Below are 18,088 nucleotides of genomic sequence, written 5' to 3'. Positions count from 1 at the left end.
CTTCACCATTCACCATTAGCCCTTAGTCTTTTTACGCACCTTATCATTATATACAAGGTTATTTGAAAAGAAAAGTGTAATTTCCAAAAACATAGAAATTTAGCTGTTTTCCTCAAAAAAAGATGTGTTTTCCACTGGGGTTTCCACATCTTTTCCTAGTTTATTCTGCTTCTGTTTCTTCTGCAACTTCTTCTGGTGCAATCACTTCTTCCAAAGACGCAATTTCTTCTGCAATTTCAGAAATTTTTTCTGTATGAGCAGACTCATTTGCAGCCATCAACGCAATTTCTTCTTCGTAGTTGATTGCTTCCTTTGCTTCTTCTGGAATCATAATGCTATTGAGTCCATTGAGGGAGGTGATTTTTTGTTCAATGCGATATTCTGCAATGGTTGGAGCTGTTAGATTTACTTCTTCTCCATACATTTGCACAGAAATGGTTTGGATGACTGCATTCAAGCCATCTGTCAAGTCCAATTCATAAGACAAAGGTGTACCATCCACTCCAATTGTCAAAGTCATATGCACCGCTTCCACATCTTCAAAAAAGATTTCATCAATGCCAGACATACCACCCAATTTGAAGAAATTACCTTCTGTGACTACAGTGTAAACATCTTCTGCTGGAATATCACCTTCCACGGTATACACATCATTTTTTTCACTGACTTCCACCCAATTGGTTCCATATTCCAACAACACAATCATATTGTGCAAGCCATCATAAATATCATAAAAACGATGTGCACCTTCTTCTGTCACAGACATTTCTGTCCATTCACTGCTGCGACTGGTTCCATAATTCATGTATGCATTGATCATTTGCACACCATCTTTGACACTGCCTTCTTCCAAATAGATGCTAGAAATCTGATTGATTGCACCATAGTTGGTGGATTCTTGCATACCAATCATAAATGGTTCCAATACCATAGAAATCATAGCTTCTGTTACTGTTTCTTCTTCGCCACCAGAAAGGGTTTCTGACCCAAATACATTGCGAAACTCTCCTTGGAAACTGGTTGCATTTTGCAATTGTTCCAAAGCCAATGCCATATATTCCATGCCTGCAAATTGTTCAGGCACCTCCACATGTTCCATTATTGTTTCATCTGTTGCAGCAGTTTGATTTCCTTTTTGAGAAACCACCACGCCAACAGCGATACAGGACAAAAGAATCACGGCTATTCCCAATGAGCTCTTTTTATTCATATTAAAACCTCCTCAAATACCATGTTTCTTATCTTACTATATCATTCTAACAAAAAGACATATCCCTTTCAAGGCAGTTTCTGGATTCTTCAGAAAATTATAAGATTTACAAGTTTATTACAAGACGTTTTTTGTGTTTTTGTATTTTATTTTGTAATATTATGGCAAGAGTAGAACCCTTGCCCTACAGTTATATTATTTCATATGTTGGACATTGCGATTGATCCGTGAAGCAACCTATAGTTTCGTTACACTTCGCCACAGATTTCTTTGATGACTTCCCCAGCCAAAATCATACCTGCAACTGGTGGTACAAAGGATAAACTACCTGGAATTTGACGTTTGCCCACTTCATCTGACGCCAATGGTGTTCTAGGCAATTCTGTGGAATAGACCACTTTTACACCTTTGATGCCACGTACTTTCAATTCTTTTCGCATCACCTTAGCCAAAGGACAAACAGAAGTTTTTGTAATGTCTGCCACTTGGAATTTGGTTGGATCTAGCTTGTTTCCAGTTCCCATACAACTGATGATGGGTGTATTTACTTCTTTACAGGAAGTAATCAACAACAACTTTGCAGTCACCATATCCACTGCATCCACCACATAATCAAACTGCGAAAAATCAAATATTTCTTTATTTTCTGGTGTGTAGAATGTATTGACTGCCACAACTTCTGTTTCTGGCATCATATCACGAATACGCTCTGCCATCACATCTGCTTTCATTTTGCCAATGGTGGAATGTAGCGCCACCAACTGACGATTGATATTGGTTAAGCTGACAGAATCTCCATCTACAATGGTCAAATGCCCAATACCACCCCTTGCCAATGCTTCCACCACATAAGAACCAACACCACCAATGCCAAATACTGCCACATGTGCACCTTTTAATCGTTCTATTTTTTCTGCACCCAAAACCAATTCTGCTCTGGATAGTTCATGTAAATTTTGTTCCATATTGTTTCCCTTCTTGTTTTATAGTCTCTTTTCAGGATATGTGTATCATATCCACGGGCGCCCACATAGGGACGCCCCTACAGTAAGCTACACCTATTTGAAAAGGATATTTTTTTGATGGAATGCATTAAACCATATCATTTCTTTCCTTTTGGATTTCTCAGTGGTATGGGTAGTTTTTGCCAAATCAATGGTTCGTATAAATGGAATACTTTTCTAACCACTTCATCACCCAAATGCCCACGCAAACGATAATCTGCTGCATCTACAATTTCTGGCACTGCTTTTTCCGTTGCATAGGAAACATCAGCCAACTCCATCATACCCAATTCGCTTTTTTTGCCACCAAAGACCACCAATTTTTTCTGTGGTACTTGTTTGCGTAAATACTTCAACATCTCTTCCTTCGTAGCACGTGCATTGTAGATTTTCAAACTGCAATATCCAGAAGAAATTTCGTTGTACTCTCTTATGAAATGCAATTCGCCTTTTGTATCCAATGCTTGCAACGCCTGTTCAATTTTATTGGCTTGGTATTCTGGTACCACAACCAAGAAATACACCACTGTCCCTTCATTTGGATGGTCTCCATAGACATAATTTCTATGTGGTGATAGTCTTGCTCTTTCATACAAACGTTTTTCTTCTTCGTTTTTGAAATCCTTGTGGTAAATCAGCAACACATCCTGCCAAACCACATTCAAAAAATAATGTACATCCATTTCCTTCAATGTTTTTTCTATGGTTACAACCATATCTGTAGACAAACCTCTACATTTCAAATATCGTTTTTGCTCCATATCATACAAAACAGCACCATCCATAGCAATAATAGGATGTTTCAAATGGATTTCCTGTAAATCTGCCATCAAATTGGCTGGTGTACGTTCCGTTGCAATGGTAAATGCAAGTCCCTGACGCAACACTTCATTGAGTTCAAACATGCTGTAAGGTGAAATGCCAACACCTTCCATGAAAATCGCATCATCAAATCCAGATACAAATAAAATATCCTTTTCTCGTCTTCTGGGCAATTGGAATACATTGACAGCCAGACAAACCAAAACACCCATACTGGTTTCCACAGAACGATTCCAAGCACATTCAAATGGTGTACCCATACCCACAGATAAATTGACACTGATTAGTGCCACACAAGCCAATGCTGCTGCACCTGGTTTTTTGATGAGCAGTGTGGTGTACATAACTGGAATAATGGTCACTGTCACAAGGAAATATCGCAACCATTCACCATCCCAAGGCAAAACATTGTACAACAAAGACACCATCAAACCAAAAATAGCACCAATTACAGTACCAATGATACGATTGATGGATACTGTCAAGCTATTTTCTACTTGTGGTTGCATACAAATAATGGCTGCCACCGATGAAAAGATTGGAGTTCCTTCTCCACCAACCAATAAATGAATTGCCAAACAAAGTCCAACTGCAATGGCAGTTTTTATGATGCGAAATCCAATTTGGGGTAATGTTGCAAACACTGTGGTTCCTCCTTACATTTGTTTCTATATACACAAGAGTTTTTCTCTGATGGATTCTGTATTTTAATGATATTGGTGTGACTTCCATTTGAAAAAATCGAAATTTACCCTAATACCATACCTATGTTATCATATCCTAGAATTGCAGATATATCAAGGAAAATATAAAAAAATAAGACTTCTATGCACACGTTTTGCAACGCATCTTAAGAAGTCTTTTTTATTATTGTATGGATTGGTTTTCACGCATTTGGCATTTGTTTTGACACATCTGTCTGCAACCATATGGTATAGATGTATCTGTGGTTTCCTTTTGCAATGTAATGACCGATTTCATTTTGCTCAACAACAACCATTCTTTCATAATCAAGGTTTGGAGCATGTCTTCTGTATTTCTGCAACCTGATTCCAACTGCAAATGGCAAATTTCACGACATCCATATTTCTTTACCACTTCTTGTAGCTTTTCACCTTCTGCATTCATAATATGTGCCATTGCCATCTCTTCCAAAGCAATGGATTCCAAAAGATCCACAATGGTTTCTTCAAAGGTTGGTCTGTTCTTTCCATCTGGAATTTGTGGCATTCCCATTTGCATCACCTCTTATATATGGTATGCAAGAATTGGAAGGAATAGCCCTGTTTTCTATGATTTGAAAAAATATGCAGTGAGCAGAAGCACACGAATGCGATGCCATTGTAGGGGCGATTCACGAATCGACCGAAAAAGATTCTTCGTCGCAATGCTCCTCTAAATGACAAAGCGGTATCAATGAACAGTGAGCAGACAAAATACATTTCAGATTTTATAGAATTTTGTGTATTCTTCGTTTTTCTCAAAAATAATTACCAAATATTTGAATTTTGGAATATTACATTAAATGTAGTAATTAATGAAGATTTGTAATTCAATCAATGCAAAATGCTTGTTTATTGCATTCGAACGTACCTTTTTATATTGATTTGACAACTCTTTCTCCGTATACTATCAACCGATAATACCTTTCTTAAGATTCTTTTAATTCACGTTACTCCCCTTACACCTGTGATATAATTGTGATACATATTTGTTTTCTGTTGCCCCCCAATACAACATAAGTATTGGTGAAGTTAGAATCGATGACTATTTATATTTGTTTGAGGAGGAAATCATTATGTCATTTGAAGCAGAAGTCATACCATTATTTATTGGAGGTATCATTATAGTAAGTATTTTAGAAGTGTTTTTTGGTATCATCGTTCTTAACGACAGAAAACAAGCACGCAATAACTTAATTGGGCATGCAGTCAGTATGCTATTGGGCTTTGTATTTCTTGTAAGAAGTATGTTTGCCAACTGGTTAAACGTATTTTTTGACATACCATCCATTTCCAACTCTGCAAGCATTGGTTTATTTGGACTTTGTTGGGCAATTAGTATCGCTTTTTTCATTCAGACAATTCTATGCTGTTTGAATAATAACTAAAATAAACTAGGGAGGAACCTATATATGAAAAAAATAGTTGCTTTACTGACAATCGGTGCAATGACTTGTGTTTCTGTAACTGCATTTGCATTTTCTGAACAAATTGAAACCATAACCGCACAAATCCGTGGTGATTACACTTTGGAATTAGAAGGCGAACCACAAAAACTCGCTGATTCATCTGGCGATATCATTCATCCCATATCCTATAATGGCACCACATATTTACCCATACGTGCCATTGGGGAATTGTTTGACAAAGAAGTCATTTGGTATGGCGATACAAAATCCATCAACTTGACCGAAAAAGCAGGAACTGCTGAGGTTACGAACATATCGTTAGTTGATTTACAAAACTTAGTTGCAGAAAAAAATACTCTCACATGGACTGATTTTATGCAATATGAAAGCACAATTGTAGATGGCGATTTATTCACATTGGAGTATCCTGTGGATGCTGCTTTTTGGCAAGAGGATGATGCTTTGACACTGACAATCAGTGGAACAGACTTGAATGAAATGCCCAGTAGCATCGTATTGACTCATAAAGGCAGTGGTGAAACATTGGATTTGCAAACGAGTGATTTATGCGACTTTATAGATGAATTGGCAACAAATACTTATGTTATGGTCATGGCTGCAAAACCAGTCATCTATTTATATCCAGAAGAAGAAATGGATGTTTCTGTAAACTTGGAATATAACGGCGATGTTTTTGTGACCTATCCAGAATACGAAACAGGTTGGAATGTAACCGCTATGCCTGATGGAACACTCTATGACAAAAGAGATGGCAAAGAATATTCTTATTTATTCTGGGAGGGTACTAGTGATATTTCTTATGATATGAGCAAAGGATTTGTGGTAAAAAGCGAAAATACCGCAACATTCTTACAAGATACATTGGCATATCTAGGATTGACACCAAAGGAATACAACGAATTTATTGTGTATTGGTTGCCCAAAATGCAAGAAAACCAATACAATTTGATTGCTTTCCAAGAAGAAACCTATACAGAAAATGCCCTTTTGGAAATCACACCAACACCAGATTCCATCCAACGTGTGTTTATGACATACCAAGGACTGGATGAAGCAATTGACGTGACAGAACAAGAATTACAACCTTTTGTACGAGAAGGATTTACTGTGATTGAATGGGGTGGAACAGAAATCAAATGGGACTATCCCAAAGTTTGTGTAAACCTCCAAATTGATGTATGATAAATACAATCAGTTTGGAGGTTTTATTATGGCAAAAAGAACAAGAAGCGAAACACCACAAAAACAAGCAATGCGAGAAATGATGAAAGAATATTTAAAAAACAATGATGTATCCGTCAAAAATGGTGCAGACGTAAACGCCATCATGAGGGACATGATGTCTGTAATTCTCGAAGGCTCTCTTGATGAGGAACTAGACGAAGAATTAGGCTATTCTAAGTATGATTACGCAAACAAAGACACAAAAAACAGCAGAAATGGACACTCTTCCAAAACCATGCACACAAGTTATGGCGATATGGAGCTCGCTATCCCTAGAGATCGCAATAGCGAATATGAGCCACAGCTCATCAAGAAATATCAAAACACTGTCACACAAGACATGGAAGAAAAAATCATATCTATGTACGCCAAAGGTATGACCACCAGTGATATTGAAGATCATATGCGAGAGCTTTACGACATCAAAATATCAGACAGTACAATCAGTAGAGTTACAGATAAAATCATTCCTATCGTGAAAGAGTGGCAGGAGCGCCCGCTGGAATCAGTCTATGCCGTTGTTTTTATGGATGCAATCCATTTCCATGTACGAAGCGAAGGGCGAATTGTGAAAAAGGCTGTATATATTGCCTTGGGTATAGATATGTCTGGTCGCAAAGATGTACTTGGTATGTATGTAGGCGAAAATGAAAGTGCGAAATTCTGGCTTTCTATCATGAATGGTCTCAAAAATAGAGGTATTCAAGACATTCTAATTGCCTGTATTGATGGACTAATCGGCTTTCCCCAAGCCATTGAAGCTGTTTTCCCACAGACCGAAATACAACACTGTGTTATTCATCAAATCCGCAATTCAACAAGATTTGTATCGTACAAAGATATCAAAGCGTTGATGGCAGATTTGAAACGAGTATATGCAGCTGCAACAGAAGAAATTGCTTTAAACGAACTGGAATTATTCGCTGAAAAATGGAATCAGAAATACCCTAAAATCTACAAATCTTGGATGGATAATTGGGCTACCTTATCCACGTATTTCAAGTATCCCGAAGCCATTAGACGGCTTATTTATACCACAAATGCCATCGAAGGTTTTAACCGTCAGTTACGAAAAGTGACAAAAAGTAAGACTATCTTTCCATCCGACGATAGTCTTTTGAAAATGCTCTATTTAGCCACTATGGACATTACCAAAAAATGGACAGGTCACCGCCAAGATTGGGGTCAAATCCATTCTCAACTTGAAATTTATTTTGAAGAACGTTTGGACGAAGCTGGATATTGATAGTCAGATTATATTGACATTTTTAAAAGTAACGCTATAATACAAAGCAAGGGCAGAACCAAAATCGACTCTGCCCTTCATGTAACTATTCATATATCATACATCTAAATTTTCAGTTTACACAAAACTTGAAACTGTCCCAATCAAATAAAATCTGTTGTTTCACAAGAAAAATTGTATAGCGTTTTCTATCCTCATTCCAAACGAAGGCGATACCCCACCATAGAGTATCGCCTCTTTTTATTGCAAGTTTCATCTTTCACGTCATCCTACTAGCGATATCCACTTCCCACCTACATCAATATAAACAGTTCTCCAAAAGACCTCTCATATATCCAATGGCATACAATCGCCCCAAGGCACTATATCCATGTATATGTACATTTGCTTCTTCATTTGCCATAAGTGGTACATGATCCACTCGAATAGGTGCATCAATGCCAAGGGTTGTATATAGCTTCATCAATTTTGCCATTGGAATATCTCCATCATCATGGAAGGTTTCTCTAAAATCAAAGCGATTCCCTCTAACATTACGAAAATGTATGAAGAAAATCTTTTCTTTCATTTCAGAAATCACCTGTTCCAAATCTTCCTCCATCAAATAATAGCAGACTTGGCACATGGTAATTCCAAGATAATCTGACGGAACCAATTCCATGGCTTTTTTGATATTTGCATAGGAAACCATAATGCGACTCACATCCCCCAATTTTGCAATGGGTGGATCATCTGGATGCAATGCCAATTGGATTCCATATTTTTCTGCATATGGCAATACTTTTCGCAAAAAATACTCGTAATTTTGCCAAAGGGTTTCTTCTGAAATTTCTGCTTCTATTGGTGTGAAATCAGAAATACAAAAGCCAGTCACTTCTCCATCACCACGTTCTTTCAAATCGTGGCTGGTTCTACACCATCCAATGTGTGCCATAAAATTGAAACAAATGGTATTGATCCCCAAAGATGCCATAATGGGAAATGCTTTCACCAATTTTGCAATGGATTCATCTCGTTTTGCGTCACCCAATTTGATATGCGTATGCAACCAATCTGGTATTGGCTCCAAAACAACAGGTTGCAATCCAAAATCCACAAATTTTTGATACATTTGTTTCCAATCTGTTTCACTGGTTATATCAAACTCTGTTTCTTCTGGCAACCGAATCACACAATGTTTCACTCCACACTGTTTTGCATATGCCCAAGAAAGATCTTCTTTGGTACGTAAATAATCTGTCAAAATCATATTTTATCACCTCTGAAACATATCTGCTTTATGCACGCTCTATTATTTTGTTGGCAGCCGATCTATAGGAAGCTGGCGTAACACCAAATCTTTTTTTGAATATACGATAAAAATGAGATGGATTTTGAAATCCAGCAATCAATGCTACTTCTGTAATGGCAACATCTGTAGCCACCAGCCACTTCATCGCCACTGCCATTCTTTTCTCTGTAACATATTCCCACACCGCTACACCCATATATTGATGAAATTTGGCACAAAAATAAGTTCTGCTAAACCCCGCTTCTTTTGCAAGTGTTTCTAAGTCCAATTCCTCTGCAATATGCGCTTCCACATACCTCTCTACTTTGTACACCCATGGCTCTTCTTGTCTATTTTGCACCAATGGTTTTGTTCCATCTGCATGATATCGAATCACCCAAGACAGTGCATGTAACAGTTCAGATTTTACAGAAATCTCCCAACCTATCTTTTGTTCTGAACACTCTTTTCCAATTCGTACCATAGCCCCATTTGGATATTCTCTGGAGATATCACCCAATCCTTCTAACTTGAGAAAAACCATCCGATTCTTTAATATAGATACATATTCTTTCTGCATTAAAATAGAAGCTGATACCTGTACATTCATTAGAATAAACGGTTCACCCTCCATAATTTCTATAATATAATGGGGTTTATTGGATGCAAAAAATAAAAAATCCCCCTCTTTACATGTGTATAGACCTTCCTCTGTTTGGTAGGTACATGTTCCTGAAACCACCAAAGCAAACTCTGCCAAAGGATGCTTATGTATCTGCATTTCTCTCTTGCAAGCTGCATTGGATACATAAAAAATGCGACAAAAAAACCCTTCTTCTTCCACAATGCATTCTTGGTATGTCATATTTCTACCTCATTTCACCACTTGTGTTGGTGTAACCCCTATAATTTTTTTAAATAATCTGCAAAAATAACTGGTATCTGAAAAGCCAACCAAATTCGCCACTTCTCCTATGCTATAGTGTTCTGATAAAATCAAATCCCTTGCATAGCTCATCCGAATAAAATTTTGATATTGATTTGGGGAATATCCTGTAAATTGTTTGAAAATCAATTGAAAATAAGAGGGTGATAACATCGCCATATCTGCCAATTCTTTTACGGTATAATGTTTGCTGATATCCGTTTCAATGGCTTGCATGACATGGTACAATTGATGTTCATATTGATGTCTCTCTACTATCAAATAGCTTTGATTCAACAATTCATACAACAACTCATATACCAACCCTTTACACTTTATGGCATATCCTGGTCGTTTCTGGCTCCATGTTTTGCTGATTTCTTGAAACATTTTTGCTATGGATAATGGTACATTTTCAATATAATTGGGAATGGTTTGGAATATTTCATTTGTAACTTCATTTGCCATTTGCAACCTGAATTTCAAAACAATAATTCTGGTGCTACCCTCATTTGCACTACAAATGGCACTTCTTTCAAATTCTTCTGGGAAAAATAACATGCTATTTTTTTGCACAGAAATATCCTGTTCATTCATATGATACACCAATCCATCACCATTGATGACATAACTCAAAACCCACTGGTCTGTATAACGCAAATGATTCAATTTCCAGTTTGTATTGGGTGATAGTTCAACGATATTGATGATTTCATTCAACTGAAAGTCATAAATCTTATCTTCAAACAGCATGATATTCCTCCTTATTTATATTTGGAATCCATTTTTTGCAAATATACATGGTTCGCCAATGATGGGAACCCAATATCCAACATCCTGCATCTGATGATTTGCATAGTTTACAAATTTACCCACTTGTTCTGTGTTGATGGTAAACATATCAAAATGACAGGGAATCATAAATGGTATGTTTCCTTCTTTACAAATGAAAGGGGCTTCTTTGTAATCAAAATTGGACTGGAATCCCTTTGCAATCAATTCTGGAGTAGAACCATTGATGGGTAAAATCGCCAAATCTATCTTTTCTTCTTGCAATAGCTCCACAAGCCCATCATGCAAAATGCAATCCCCTGCATGATACACACGAATGCCATCAAAATCCAAAATATATCCCAAATATGGATAATCTCCTGTTTCTGTACAGTCAAATGCATTGTGTTTTGCTGGTATTGGTTTGATTTGGACACCATCATATCCAATGATTTCATGTGCAATGGCTGGTATTCCATTGGTAAATCCATCATTTTTTGCCATTTCCATACAAGGTTTTGGCAAAATTAAGTCCATTTCTGTATTTTGATTTTGCAAAGCTTGGATGGTTGCCACATCATAATGATCCCTATGTCCATGACTGCACAAATACAAATCAACACCCTCCAATTTTTCTGGAATCACAGGAATTGGCATCATACGAATATGACGTTTCCACGGTTGATTAGAAGTGCTATCTTCTATGGTTGTGGACAAATACAAATCAATTGCCACTGTTTTTTTTGGAGTACGCAAAAGAAATCCACTTTGACCCAACCACCAAATTTGGATTTGTTCCATTGTACAAGAAGATTCTGCTATTTTTTTTGTCAATTCCACTGGATTGTATCCCATATCATTTCCTCTTCAACATCATACCACCATCTACTACAATACTTGCACCTGTCATATATCTGCAAGCATCACTGACCATACAAGCCACCACATCTCCAACATCTTTGGAGGCACCAATGATGCCCATAGGAATTTTTTGTTCCACTGCTTTTACAATTCCCGCATCTTCCATGACCTCTGCATTGATGGCAGTATCAATGGCTCCTGGTGCACAACTATTGACACGAATGCCATACTCTGCCAACGTAGATGCAAATGCTTTCATTGCACCTTCTAATGCAAATTTTGTCACTGAATACATACCTTGGTTTGGATGTGAATTGAAGGCATTCACCGATGTGATGATGACAATATTGCCACTTTTTTGTTTTTTCATCTGGTTTGCTGCCAATTGCACACATTGGATTGCTGCTTTCACATTGGTATCCAACAAACCTTCTATGTCTGCTTTTTGGGTATCTCCAATTTCTGCACGCACTGTATAACCTGCATTGTTGATGAATATATCCAGTGTATCATTTTCCTTTTCATATTCCAAGAAAAACTGTTCCACATCTGACCAATTGGTCAAATCCAATGCTTTACCATAACAAACACCATTCATTTCTCTGATGATTGCACAGGTTTCGTCCAACAATTTTGTATTTCTTCCAATTACCGTTACTTCTGCACCAAATGCAGCCAAAGAAATGGCAATTCCTCTACCAATACCCTGACTACCACCTGTTACAATTGCTTTTTTGCCTGTCAAATCAAATAATCCATTGATATACTCTGAATTCATTTCCACCACTCCTATTCCAAGAGATTCATATTACAAATTTGGCTTTCTGTTACATATTTCCATAAATCAAATCTGGAATTATAGTCACCAAACTTGGAACATATGTAATGAGCAACAATACAGCAATACACACACCAATAAATGGCCAGATTTCTTTGACCAAACTTTCTGTTTTCACATGTATGGTTCCACTGACCAAGAATAGATAGGTTCCAAATGGTGGTGTGATTGCACCAATTGCACAATTGAGTACCATTACAATACCAAAATGAATCAAATCAACGCCCAAAGCAGTTGCCACAGGTGCCAAAAGTGGAGCAATGATCATCATACATGCCATACCATCCAAAAACATACCCAATACCAACATCAAAACATTGACCATCAACAGGAATACATATTTGTTGCCTGCAACACTAATCAACAATTCTGTAATGGCTTGTGGGATTCTTTCCCAACTGAGGTAATAACTGAATACATTGGCAGCACACAAAACCAACATAACAGGACCAATGGCAAAAACAGCCTCCAAGAAAATTTTTGGCAATTGTTTGAATTCCAACTCTTTGTAAATATATCTACCTATGAACAAAGAATATATAGAAATAATTGCACCACCTTCTGTTGCTGTAAATGCACCTGCACGCAATCCAAGAATCAAACCAAATGGAATAATCAAAGCCCAACTCGCTTCTTTTGCCACTTTCCAAACTTCTTTTCTTGGCACACGTTCTTCATGAGCTGCCATATACCCACGTTTGCGAGCAATTTTTGTATTGACAGCCATCATACCAACACACATCAACATCCCCGGAATATATCCTGCACACATCAACTTTCCAACAGATACTTCACAAACAACTGCAAAAATAACCAGACCAACACCTGGTGGAATAATCGGTGTGATACAAGCAGAAGCTGCTGTAATTGCACCACTATAAGCACGTCCATATCCACGCTTTTCCATTTCAGGAACCAAAAGTTTACACTCCATTGCTGCATCTGCTGCACCTGAACCAGAAATACCACCCATCAAAGTGGACAGCAAAATATTGACATGGCCCAATCCACCAATCATATGACCCACCATAGAATCTGCAAGACTCAAAAGTCTATTGGTTGCGCCTGAATAGTTCATGATACAACCTGCAATGATGAAAAATGGTGCTGCCATCATTGAAGTGGATTCTGTGTTGGATACCATACGTTGCACAATGACTGTAGAAGCGATATATGGATCTGCAAAAAAGTATGGAATAACACACAAAACAAGTGCATAGGATACAGGCACCCCAAAAGCAAATGCGATCCCTAAAATTGCAACTGGCATTAAATTCATTCAGACGCACCTTCTTCCATCTCTTCTGTGTAATCCTTTGCGTAACGATCTGCATATTGGTTTGGTTTTACAAAGGATTCTATCATATAAATAACAGAGTATACTGTCATACTTGCAAAACCCAAAAGTGCTGCTACATTGATATATTTATAACTCAAACGGAAAAATGTCGTTGTTTTTGTTGTTGTCAATACAAATTGGAAAGATAATACCGTCAAATATGCAAACAAAAAGATGCACATAAAAGTAATACATTGTCTTAGTTTTACCCTTGCTTTTTTTGGTAGTCTATCTGCTACAAAATCCATTCCATAATGCAAATTGTATTTATACGCTGCTGCTGCCCCACAAAAGGTTGACCACACCAAACAGATACATTCCAATTCTTCTGCCCAAGTCATTGGACTTTGCAAAACATAGCGTGTGAATACATTGAACACCGCTGTTAATATCATGATTGCCAGCGCCACACCAGAAAAAACCTCTTCCCAACGTTTGCAAAACAAAATCAAAACCTTTTTCAAGGGATTCACCTCCTAATGATTTAAGTAAAGCAGGTAGTTTGCACTACCTGCTCTTTCAAAGCCACTATTCATTTCAAATATTGATTACAAAACACATTATCCAATGATTTTTGCAATTTCATCTGCCAAACCAGGTGTCATTTCTGGGAATGCATCAAAGGAATCTGCGCCAGCTTGCAACATGATTGCTTTGTCTTCATCACTAGGTTCTACAAATTGTACGCCTGCTGCTTCCAATTCTGCTCTAAATTCTGCTTCTGTTTCCAAACCTTTTTCACCGTAAATGGTTCCATATTTGATCAAGGAACTTTGCAAAATTTCTTGATTTTCTGGGGACAAAGAGTTGAAGATAGCTGCACTCATTGCCCAACAAGAAGGTGCCAAACTGTGTTCAGACAAGTAGCAATATTTTGCAACTTCGTGCAAAGAATATGCATACAAAGTGCCAAGAGGTGCTTCTGCTGCTTCTACCATACCTTGTTGCATATTGGTGTAAATATCACCAAATGCCATACTCATTGTGGAAGAACCCAAAGCACTAAAGAATGCATCTGCTGCCAAACCAGGCACACGCACTTTCAAACCTTGCAAATCTGCAACAGAACTTACTTCTTTTGTGGAAAGTACACTACGTGGTGCTGCTGACCAGTTACAGGTCAAAACTTTCAAACCAGATGCTGCTTCAATGTCATCACACCAAGAAGCAAACAAGTCAGATTGACTCAATTTGTCAACTGCTTCCATAGTAGGAAGTGCATATTGCAATGCAGATGCCATAATATCAGCAGAACCATAACTTGCATAGAAATCGCCTGATGTACCTGCCAAAACATTTGCACCCATAGCCATTTGTTCTGTAACATCTGCCAAGGTTCCAAGTTCATTGGAGTAGTATACTTCAAATTGAATTTCACCATTTGTTTCTGCTTCGATTTCAGCAATCATATCTGCCAAAACTTCTGCTTTGATATCTGTGCTTGTTTCTGCAATACTAATTTTCAAAACCACTGGATCCACTGCTGGTGCTGCTTCCTCTGCAACTGCAACCTCTGCTGATGCACTAGCTTCTTCTGCTGCTGGTTCTGCACTGGAACTGGAACTGGAGCCACATCCAGCCACCGATAACATCATAACCATTGCCAACGTAATACTTAACATCTTTTTCATACCTAAATCCTCCTTTTCGTAGTTTTGCATCCTTACAGTTATATTTCCTGTTGATTTGGTACTAAATTTTTCACAAGTATTGCAACCCCTTACATTGCGGAACCTGTGTCAATTCCATCATGAGCTTCTTGATATTCTTTTGTCCAATCAATGGTGCGATATTCTTTGGCACACTCTTCATTTTGGATGAATTCCAACAACAAATCCATCATTTCAATGGTCCAAACATTTTTATCGATTTGTGCTGTGGTAAATTTATTTTGTTGGATCATTTCAAATCCAAACATATCTTTGACTTGTGTTTTCTTTGCACCATCTACAACTTCTGGCACAAGATGTGGTGGAATAAACAAAACACCACCTGCGTGTCCAAATACCACATCACCTGGCATACAAATCGCTTTGCCAATTTTCACTGGACAATTGAATCCAGACAAAGCAAAATCACGAATGGGTGTCGGATCAATTCCTCTATAGTACACTTGAATATCTGGAATTTGTTTCATTTGTTCCACATCCCTAACACCACCCCAGATGACAGCACCTCCACTTTGGGTTTTTGCCTTCAAAGCAGTTGCCAAATTGCCACCTAAGAAAGTACCTTTGTAAATTTTGTCATACATATCTACAACTGCAACATCTCTTTCTTGTAAGCTATCCACCATCCATTGGTTTGGTGTACCTGCATATCCTTTTGCAGCTGCTTCTTCTTTACCCACTTGAAACAAATCGGGTCTGCTGGGAACATATGCCGCTGTCAATGCACGTCCTACCATCTTTACGTTTACACTGCCATCTCCATTGAATTCTGAGTGTAATGTGTGCATTCTACCTTCAAACTGGCTTTCATACCCCAATACAAAAATCGGTTTCCAAAGTTCTTCCAGCGTCATATCTTGCAATGCATCCAAATATTTATCTGGAACTTTTGGTCTTCCATCTGCAAAACGTTCCCCTTTCCAAAGGGATGTCATGGTAATTATCTCTTCTTTGCTTGCAAATAACATTGTGTAATCAAGCCCCCTTCATTTGTCATAAGTGTACAAAATATACATAATATCTTAGTATTCTTCAGCAAAACACATATACACCTGTAAACCAGTCCCATTTCAAAAAGCAATGCTGATGGTTTATATCCAATATTATACATATTTTTTATACACTTATCAATGTTCCATCCTTTTATTTATAGGACAAAACTACTTTTTGCTCAACTCCAAATTCTGTCATTTGAAAACTCATCATTCCATTCATCTGTTGGTTCCCATAGCCCTGGTTCGTCTTCACTCAAATATTTTGCAATCACTTCATCATTCAAGCTTTCAATCCCCAAACCTGGTGCTTCTGGAACGCCAATATATCCATCTGCAATCAGTGGTTTTGGCAATCCATTGGCAATATCCTGCCACCAAGCAACATCTGTAGAATGGAATTCCAATGCCAAAATATGTTGCATTGCTGCTGCTGCATGAACTGCTGCCATACAAGCAATTGGACTTTCTGCCATATGTATTGCAACTGCAACCCCTTTTTCTGTTGCAATATCTGCAATTTTTTTCAATTCCATCATACCACCACAGGTCAAAACATCAGGATGTATGATAGAAACTGCTTCTGCATCCATCAAGTCTGCAAAGCCTTCTTTCAAGTAAATATCTTCTCCTGTACACACAGGAATTGTGGTTGCGCTGCGTAGTCTTGCTAGTTGTTTTGGATAAATCCAAGGTACCATATCTTCTACCCAAGCAATGTTATATGGTTCCATACGTCTACAAAAACGAATGCAATCTTCCACCGATACATGCCCAAAATGGTCAATTGCCAATGGAATTTCATAACCGATCACAGAACGTACTTCTTTGATGTAATTTTCCAAATAATCCAAACCTTTTTCTGTGATATGGATTCCTGTTGCATGATGTGGTGTGGTAATCATTTGATAACTCTTAACCAGTTTGTTTTGCATTTGTGCTGTAACAGAGCCTGCTTGTGTATCCAAAATATGATTTGCATATACTTTCATGTCATCCAAAAATCCCTTTGGTGCACACAATGTTCCTTCTTCATTGATGAGCAAACCAATGCCCAAATCCATCTTCAAAAATGTGAATCCCATATCCATACGTTTTTGCAAAGCCTGACCCATTTCTTTGCCACCATGTTTGCCTTCTACGTCTGTATCTGCGTATACACAAATCTTTTCTCGATATTTCCCACCCAATAGCTGGTATGCAGGTACCCCATATGCTTTGCCTGCCAAGTCCATCAATGCAATTTCAATACCAGAAACACCGCCACCTTGTCTGGAGTGTCCACCAAATTGCTTGATTCTGTTCATGATTTTATCTACGTTACATGGATTTTCACCTAAAATGCGACTTTTGAGCATCAAAGCAAATGTTTTGCTGGCAGCATCTCGCACTTCACCATAACCAACCAACCCTTGATTGGTATAAATTTTTAGCAATGTACATCTCTTTGGTGCACCATCAATATCTGCAAATCTCATATCTGTAATTTTTAGAGTTGCTGGACAAATTTTTGTGTGTTCCATACATGTCATCTCCTTTATATTCACACCATTGTTATTATATAAATCATATCACAATTATTTCTAATCCCAAACGAATATATTATTATCTTTGTGTGATATATTACGATATTTTATAAAAATCCAATTCCAAATTATAGATAAAAAGAACTATTTTCACATAGACGCCTTTTGTAGTGATATGTTTCACCAGATATAGACCGCACCTTTAAAGTTTATTTTAGGTTGGATAGATACAATATTC

At 37.7% G+C, this 18,088-nt stretch carries 17 protein-coding genes; 3 read left to right on the top strand and 14 right to left on the bottom strand.

The window, feature by feature from the left end; genetic code table 11:
• Positions 1–160 precede the first annotated feature (160 nt).
• The 4 genes from MJY40_RS02075 to MJY40_RS02060 all read right to left on the bottom strand — a co-directional run bounded on the left by MJY40_RS02075 (position 161) and on the right by MJY40_RS02060 (position 4,272).
• Positions 161–1,210, bottom strand: coding sequence for a hypothetical protein (locus MJY40_RS02075; RefSeq protein ID WP_317855427.1), 1,050 nt, complete (start codon positions 1,208–1,210; stop codon positions 161–163).
• 248 nt (positions 1,211–1,458) lie between these two features.
• Positions 1,459–2,175 (bottom strand): tRNA threonylcarbamoyladenosine dehydratase, encoded by a 717-nt coding sequence (locus MJY40_RS02070; protein WP_317855426.1) that lies wholly within the window; start codon positions 2,173–2,175, stop codon positions 1,459–1,461.
• A gap of 137 nt (positions 2,176–2,312) precedes the next feature.
• Positions 2,313–3,680, bottom strand: coding sequence for an HAD hydrolase family protein (locus MJY40_RS02065; protein ID WP_317855425.1), 1,368 nt, complete (start codon positions 3,678–3,680; stop codon positions 2,313–2,315).
• Between the two features lie 223 nt (positions 3,681–3,903).
• The gene (locus MJY40_RS02060; RefSeq protein ID WP_317855424.1) at positions 3,904–4,272 is read right to left on the bottom strand and encodes an alpha-helical endospore appendage domain-containing protein; all 369 of its coding nucleotides are present in this window, start codon (positions 4,270–4,272) and stop codon (positions 3,904–3,906) included.
• Positions 4,273–4,834: 562 nt separating this feature from the next.
• Here MJY40_RS02060 and MJY40_RS02055 point away from each other — a divergent pair.
• The 3 genes from MJY40_RS02055 (at position 4,835) to MJY40_RS02045 (ending at position 7,658) form a co-directional block, all read left to right on the top strand.
• Positions 4,835–5,146, top strand: coding sequence for a hypothetical protein (locus tag MJY40_RS02055; RefSeq protein ID WP_317855423.1), 312 nt, complete (start codon positions 4,835–4,837; stop codon positions 5,144–5,146).
• A 24-nt stretch (positions 5,147–5,170) separates the two neighbouring features.
• Positions 5,171–6,370 carry a stalk domain-containing protein gene (locus MJY40_RS02050; RefSeq protein ID WP_317855422.1) on the top strand — a complete coding sequence of 400 codons (1,200 nt, stop codon included), beginning with the start codon at positions 5,171–5,173 and terminating at the stop codon, positions 6,368–6,370.
• Between the two features lie 70 nt (positions 6,371–6,440).
• Positions 6,441–7,658, top strand: a complete 1,218-nt coding sequence (locus MJY40_RS02045) for an IS256 family transposase (protein WP_317856392.1) — start codon at positions 6,441–6,443, stop codon at positions 7,656–7,658.
• Between the two features lie 298 nt (positions 7,659–7,956).
• On the opposite strand, the gene MJY40_RS02040 is transcribed toward MJY40_RS02045, so the two are convergent.
• The 10 genes from MJY40_RS02040 to MJY40_RS01995 all read right to left on the bottom strand — a co-directional run bounded on the left by MJY40_RS02040 (position 7,957) and on the right by MJY40_RS01995 (position 17,847).
• The gene (locus MJY40_RS02040) at positions 7,957–8,907 is read right to left on the bottom strand and encodes a mannonate dehydratase (protein ID WP_317855421.1); all 951 of its coding nucleotides are present in this window, start codon (positions 8,905–8,907) and stop codon (positions 7,957–7,959) included.
• Between the two features lie 28 nt (positions 8,908–8,935).
• Positions 8,936–9,793: a helix-turn-helix domain-containing protein gene (locus tag MJY40_RS02035; RefSeq protein WP_317855420.1), complete on the bottom strand. Its 858-nt coding sequence runs from the start codon at positions 9,791–9,793 to the stop codon at positions 8,936–8,938.
• Positions 9,794–9,802: 9 nt separating this feature from the next.
• Positions 9,803–10,606 (bottom strand): helix-turn-helix transcriptional regulator, encoded by an 804-nt coding sequence (locus MJY40_RS02030; RefSeq protein WP_317855419.1) that lies wholly within the window; start codon positions 10,604–10,606, stop codon positions 9,803–9,805.
• Between the two features lie 15 nt (positions 10,607–10,621).
• Positions 10,622–11,479, bottom strand: coding sequence for an MBL fold metallo-hydrolase (locus tag MJY40_RS02025; RefSeq protein ID WP_317855418.1), 858 nt, complete (start codon positions 11,477–11,479; stop codon positions 10,622–10,624).
• A gap of 1 nt (position 11,480) precedes the next feature.
• The gene (locus MJY40_RS02020) at positions 11,481–12,263 is read right to left on the bottom strand and encodes an SDR family NAD(P)-dependent oxidoreductase (protein ID WP_317855417.1); all 783 of its coding nucleotides are present in this window, start codon (positions 12,261–12,263) and stop codon (positions 11,481–11,483) included.
• A 49-nt stretch (positions 12,264–12,312) separates the two neighbouring features.
• Positions 12,313–13,602, bottom strand: coding sequence for a TRAP transporter large permease (locus MJY40_RS02015; RefSeq protein ID WP_317855416.1), 1,290 nt, complete (start codon positions 13,600–13,602; stop codon positions 12,313–12,315).
• Positions 13,599–14,126, bottom strand: coding sequence for a TRAP transporter small permease (locus MJY40_RS02010; RefSeq protein WP_317855415.1), 528 nt, complete (start codon positions 14,124–14,126; stop codon positions 13,599–13,601). Before MJY40_RS02010 ends, MJY40_RS02015 begins: the two co-directional genes overlap by 4 nt.
• Positions 14,127–14,222: 96 nt before the next feature.
• Entirely contained in the window at positions 14,223–15,293 is a 1,071-nt protein-coding gene (gene dctP / locus MJY40_RS02005; protein WP_317855414.1) for a TRAP transporter substrate-binding protein DctP, read from the bottom strand.
• A gap of 89 nt (positions 15,294–15,382) precedes the next feature.
• A complete protein-coding gene (locus MJY40_RS02000) occupies positions 15,383–16,300 on the bottom strand; it encodes an RraA family protein (protein WP_317855413.1) in 918 nt (305 codons plus the stop codon).
• A gap of 203 nt (positions 16,301–16,503) precedes the next feature.
• A complete protein-coding gene (locus MJY40_RS01995; protein ID WP_317855412.1) occupies positions 16,504–17,847 on the bottom strand; it encodes a mandelate racemase/muconate lactonizing enzyme family protein in 1,344 nt (447 codons plus the stop codon).
• Positions 17,848–18,088: the final 241 nt, after the last annotated feature.

The sequence above is a fragment of the Chakrabartyella piscis genome (assembly GCA_030067835.1).
Lineage (GTDB): Bacteria > Bacillota > Clostridia > Lachnospirales > Anaerotignaceae > Chakrabartyella > Chakrabartyella piscis.
The sequence above is the reverse complement of the archived record's forward strand: the minus strand, read 5'-3'. Positions and strand labels throughout refer to the sequence as shown.

What these genes read in the sequence shown, in the direction of transcription:
- MJY40_RS02050 (WP_317855422.1), top strand. Translation starts at nt 5,171, where the DNA reads ATGAAAAAAATAGTTGCTTTACTGACAATCGGTGCAATGACTTGTGTT.
- MJY40_RS02025 (WP_317855418.1), bottom strand. Translation starts at nt 11,479, where the DNA reads ATGGGATACAATCCAGTGGAATTGACAAAAAAAATAGCAGAATCTTCT.
- MJY40_RS02070 (WP_317855426.1), bottom strand. Translation starts at nt 2,175, where the DNA reads ATGGAACAAAATTTACATGAACTATCCAGAGCAGAATTGGTTTTGGGT.
- MJY40_RS02040 (WP_317855421.1), bottom strand. Translation starts at nt 8,907, where the DNA reads ATGATTTTGACAGATTATTTACGTACCAAAGAAGATCTTTCTTGGGCA.
- MJY40_RS01995 (WP_317855412.1), bottom strand. Translation starts at nt 17,847, where the DNA reads ATGGAACACACAAAAATTTGTCCAGCAACTCTAAAAATTACAGATATG.
- dctP (WP_317855414.1), bottom strand. Translation starts at nt 15,293, where the DNA reads ATGAAAAAGATGTTAAGTATTACGTTGGCAATGGTTATGATGTTATCG.
- MJY40_RS02055 (WP_317855423.1), top strand. Translation starts at nt 4,835, where the DNA reads ATGTCATTTGAAGCAGAAGTCATACCATTATTTATTGGAGGTATCATT.
- MJY40_RS02045 (WP_317856392.1), top strand. Translation starts at nt 6,441, where the DNA reads ATGCGAGAAATGATGAAAGAATATTTAAAAAACAATGATGTATCCGTC.
- MJY40_RS02020 (WP_317855417.1), bottom strand. Translation starts at nt 12,263, where the DNA reads ATGAATTCAGAGTATATCAATGGATTATTTGATTTGACAGGCAAAAAA.
- MJY40_RS02000 (WP_317855413.1), bottom strand. Translation starts at nt 16,300, where the DNA reads ATGTTATTTGCAAGCAAAGAAGAGATAATTACCATGACATCCCTTTGG.
- MJY40_RS02015 (WP_317855416.1), bottom strand. Translation starts at nt 13,602, where the DNA reads ATGAATTTAATGCCAGTTGCAATTTTAGGGATCGCATTTGCTTTTGGG.
- MJY40_RS02030 (WP_317855419.1), bottom strand. Translation starts at nt 10,606, where the DNA reads ATGCTGTTTGAAGATAAGATTTATGACTTTCAGTTGAATGAAATCATC.
- MJY40_RS02060 (WP_317855424.1), bottom strand. Translation starts at nt 4,272, where the DNA reads ATGGGAATGCCACAAATTCCAGATGGAAAGAACAGACCAACCTTTGAA.
- MJY40_RS02035 (WP_317855420.1), bottom strand. Translation starts at nt 9,793, where the DNA reads ATGACATACCAAGAATGCATTGTGGAAGAAGAAGGGTTTTTTTGTCGC.
- MJY40_RS02075 (WP_317855427.1), bottom strand. Translation starts at nt 1,210, where the DNA reads ATGAATAAAAAGAGCTCATTGGGAATAGCCGTGATTCTTTTGTCCTGT.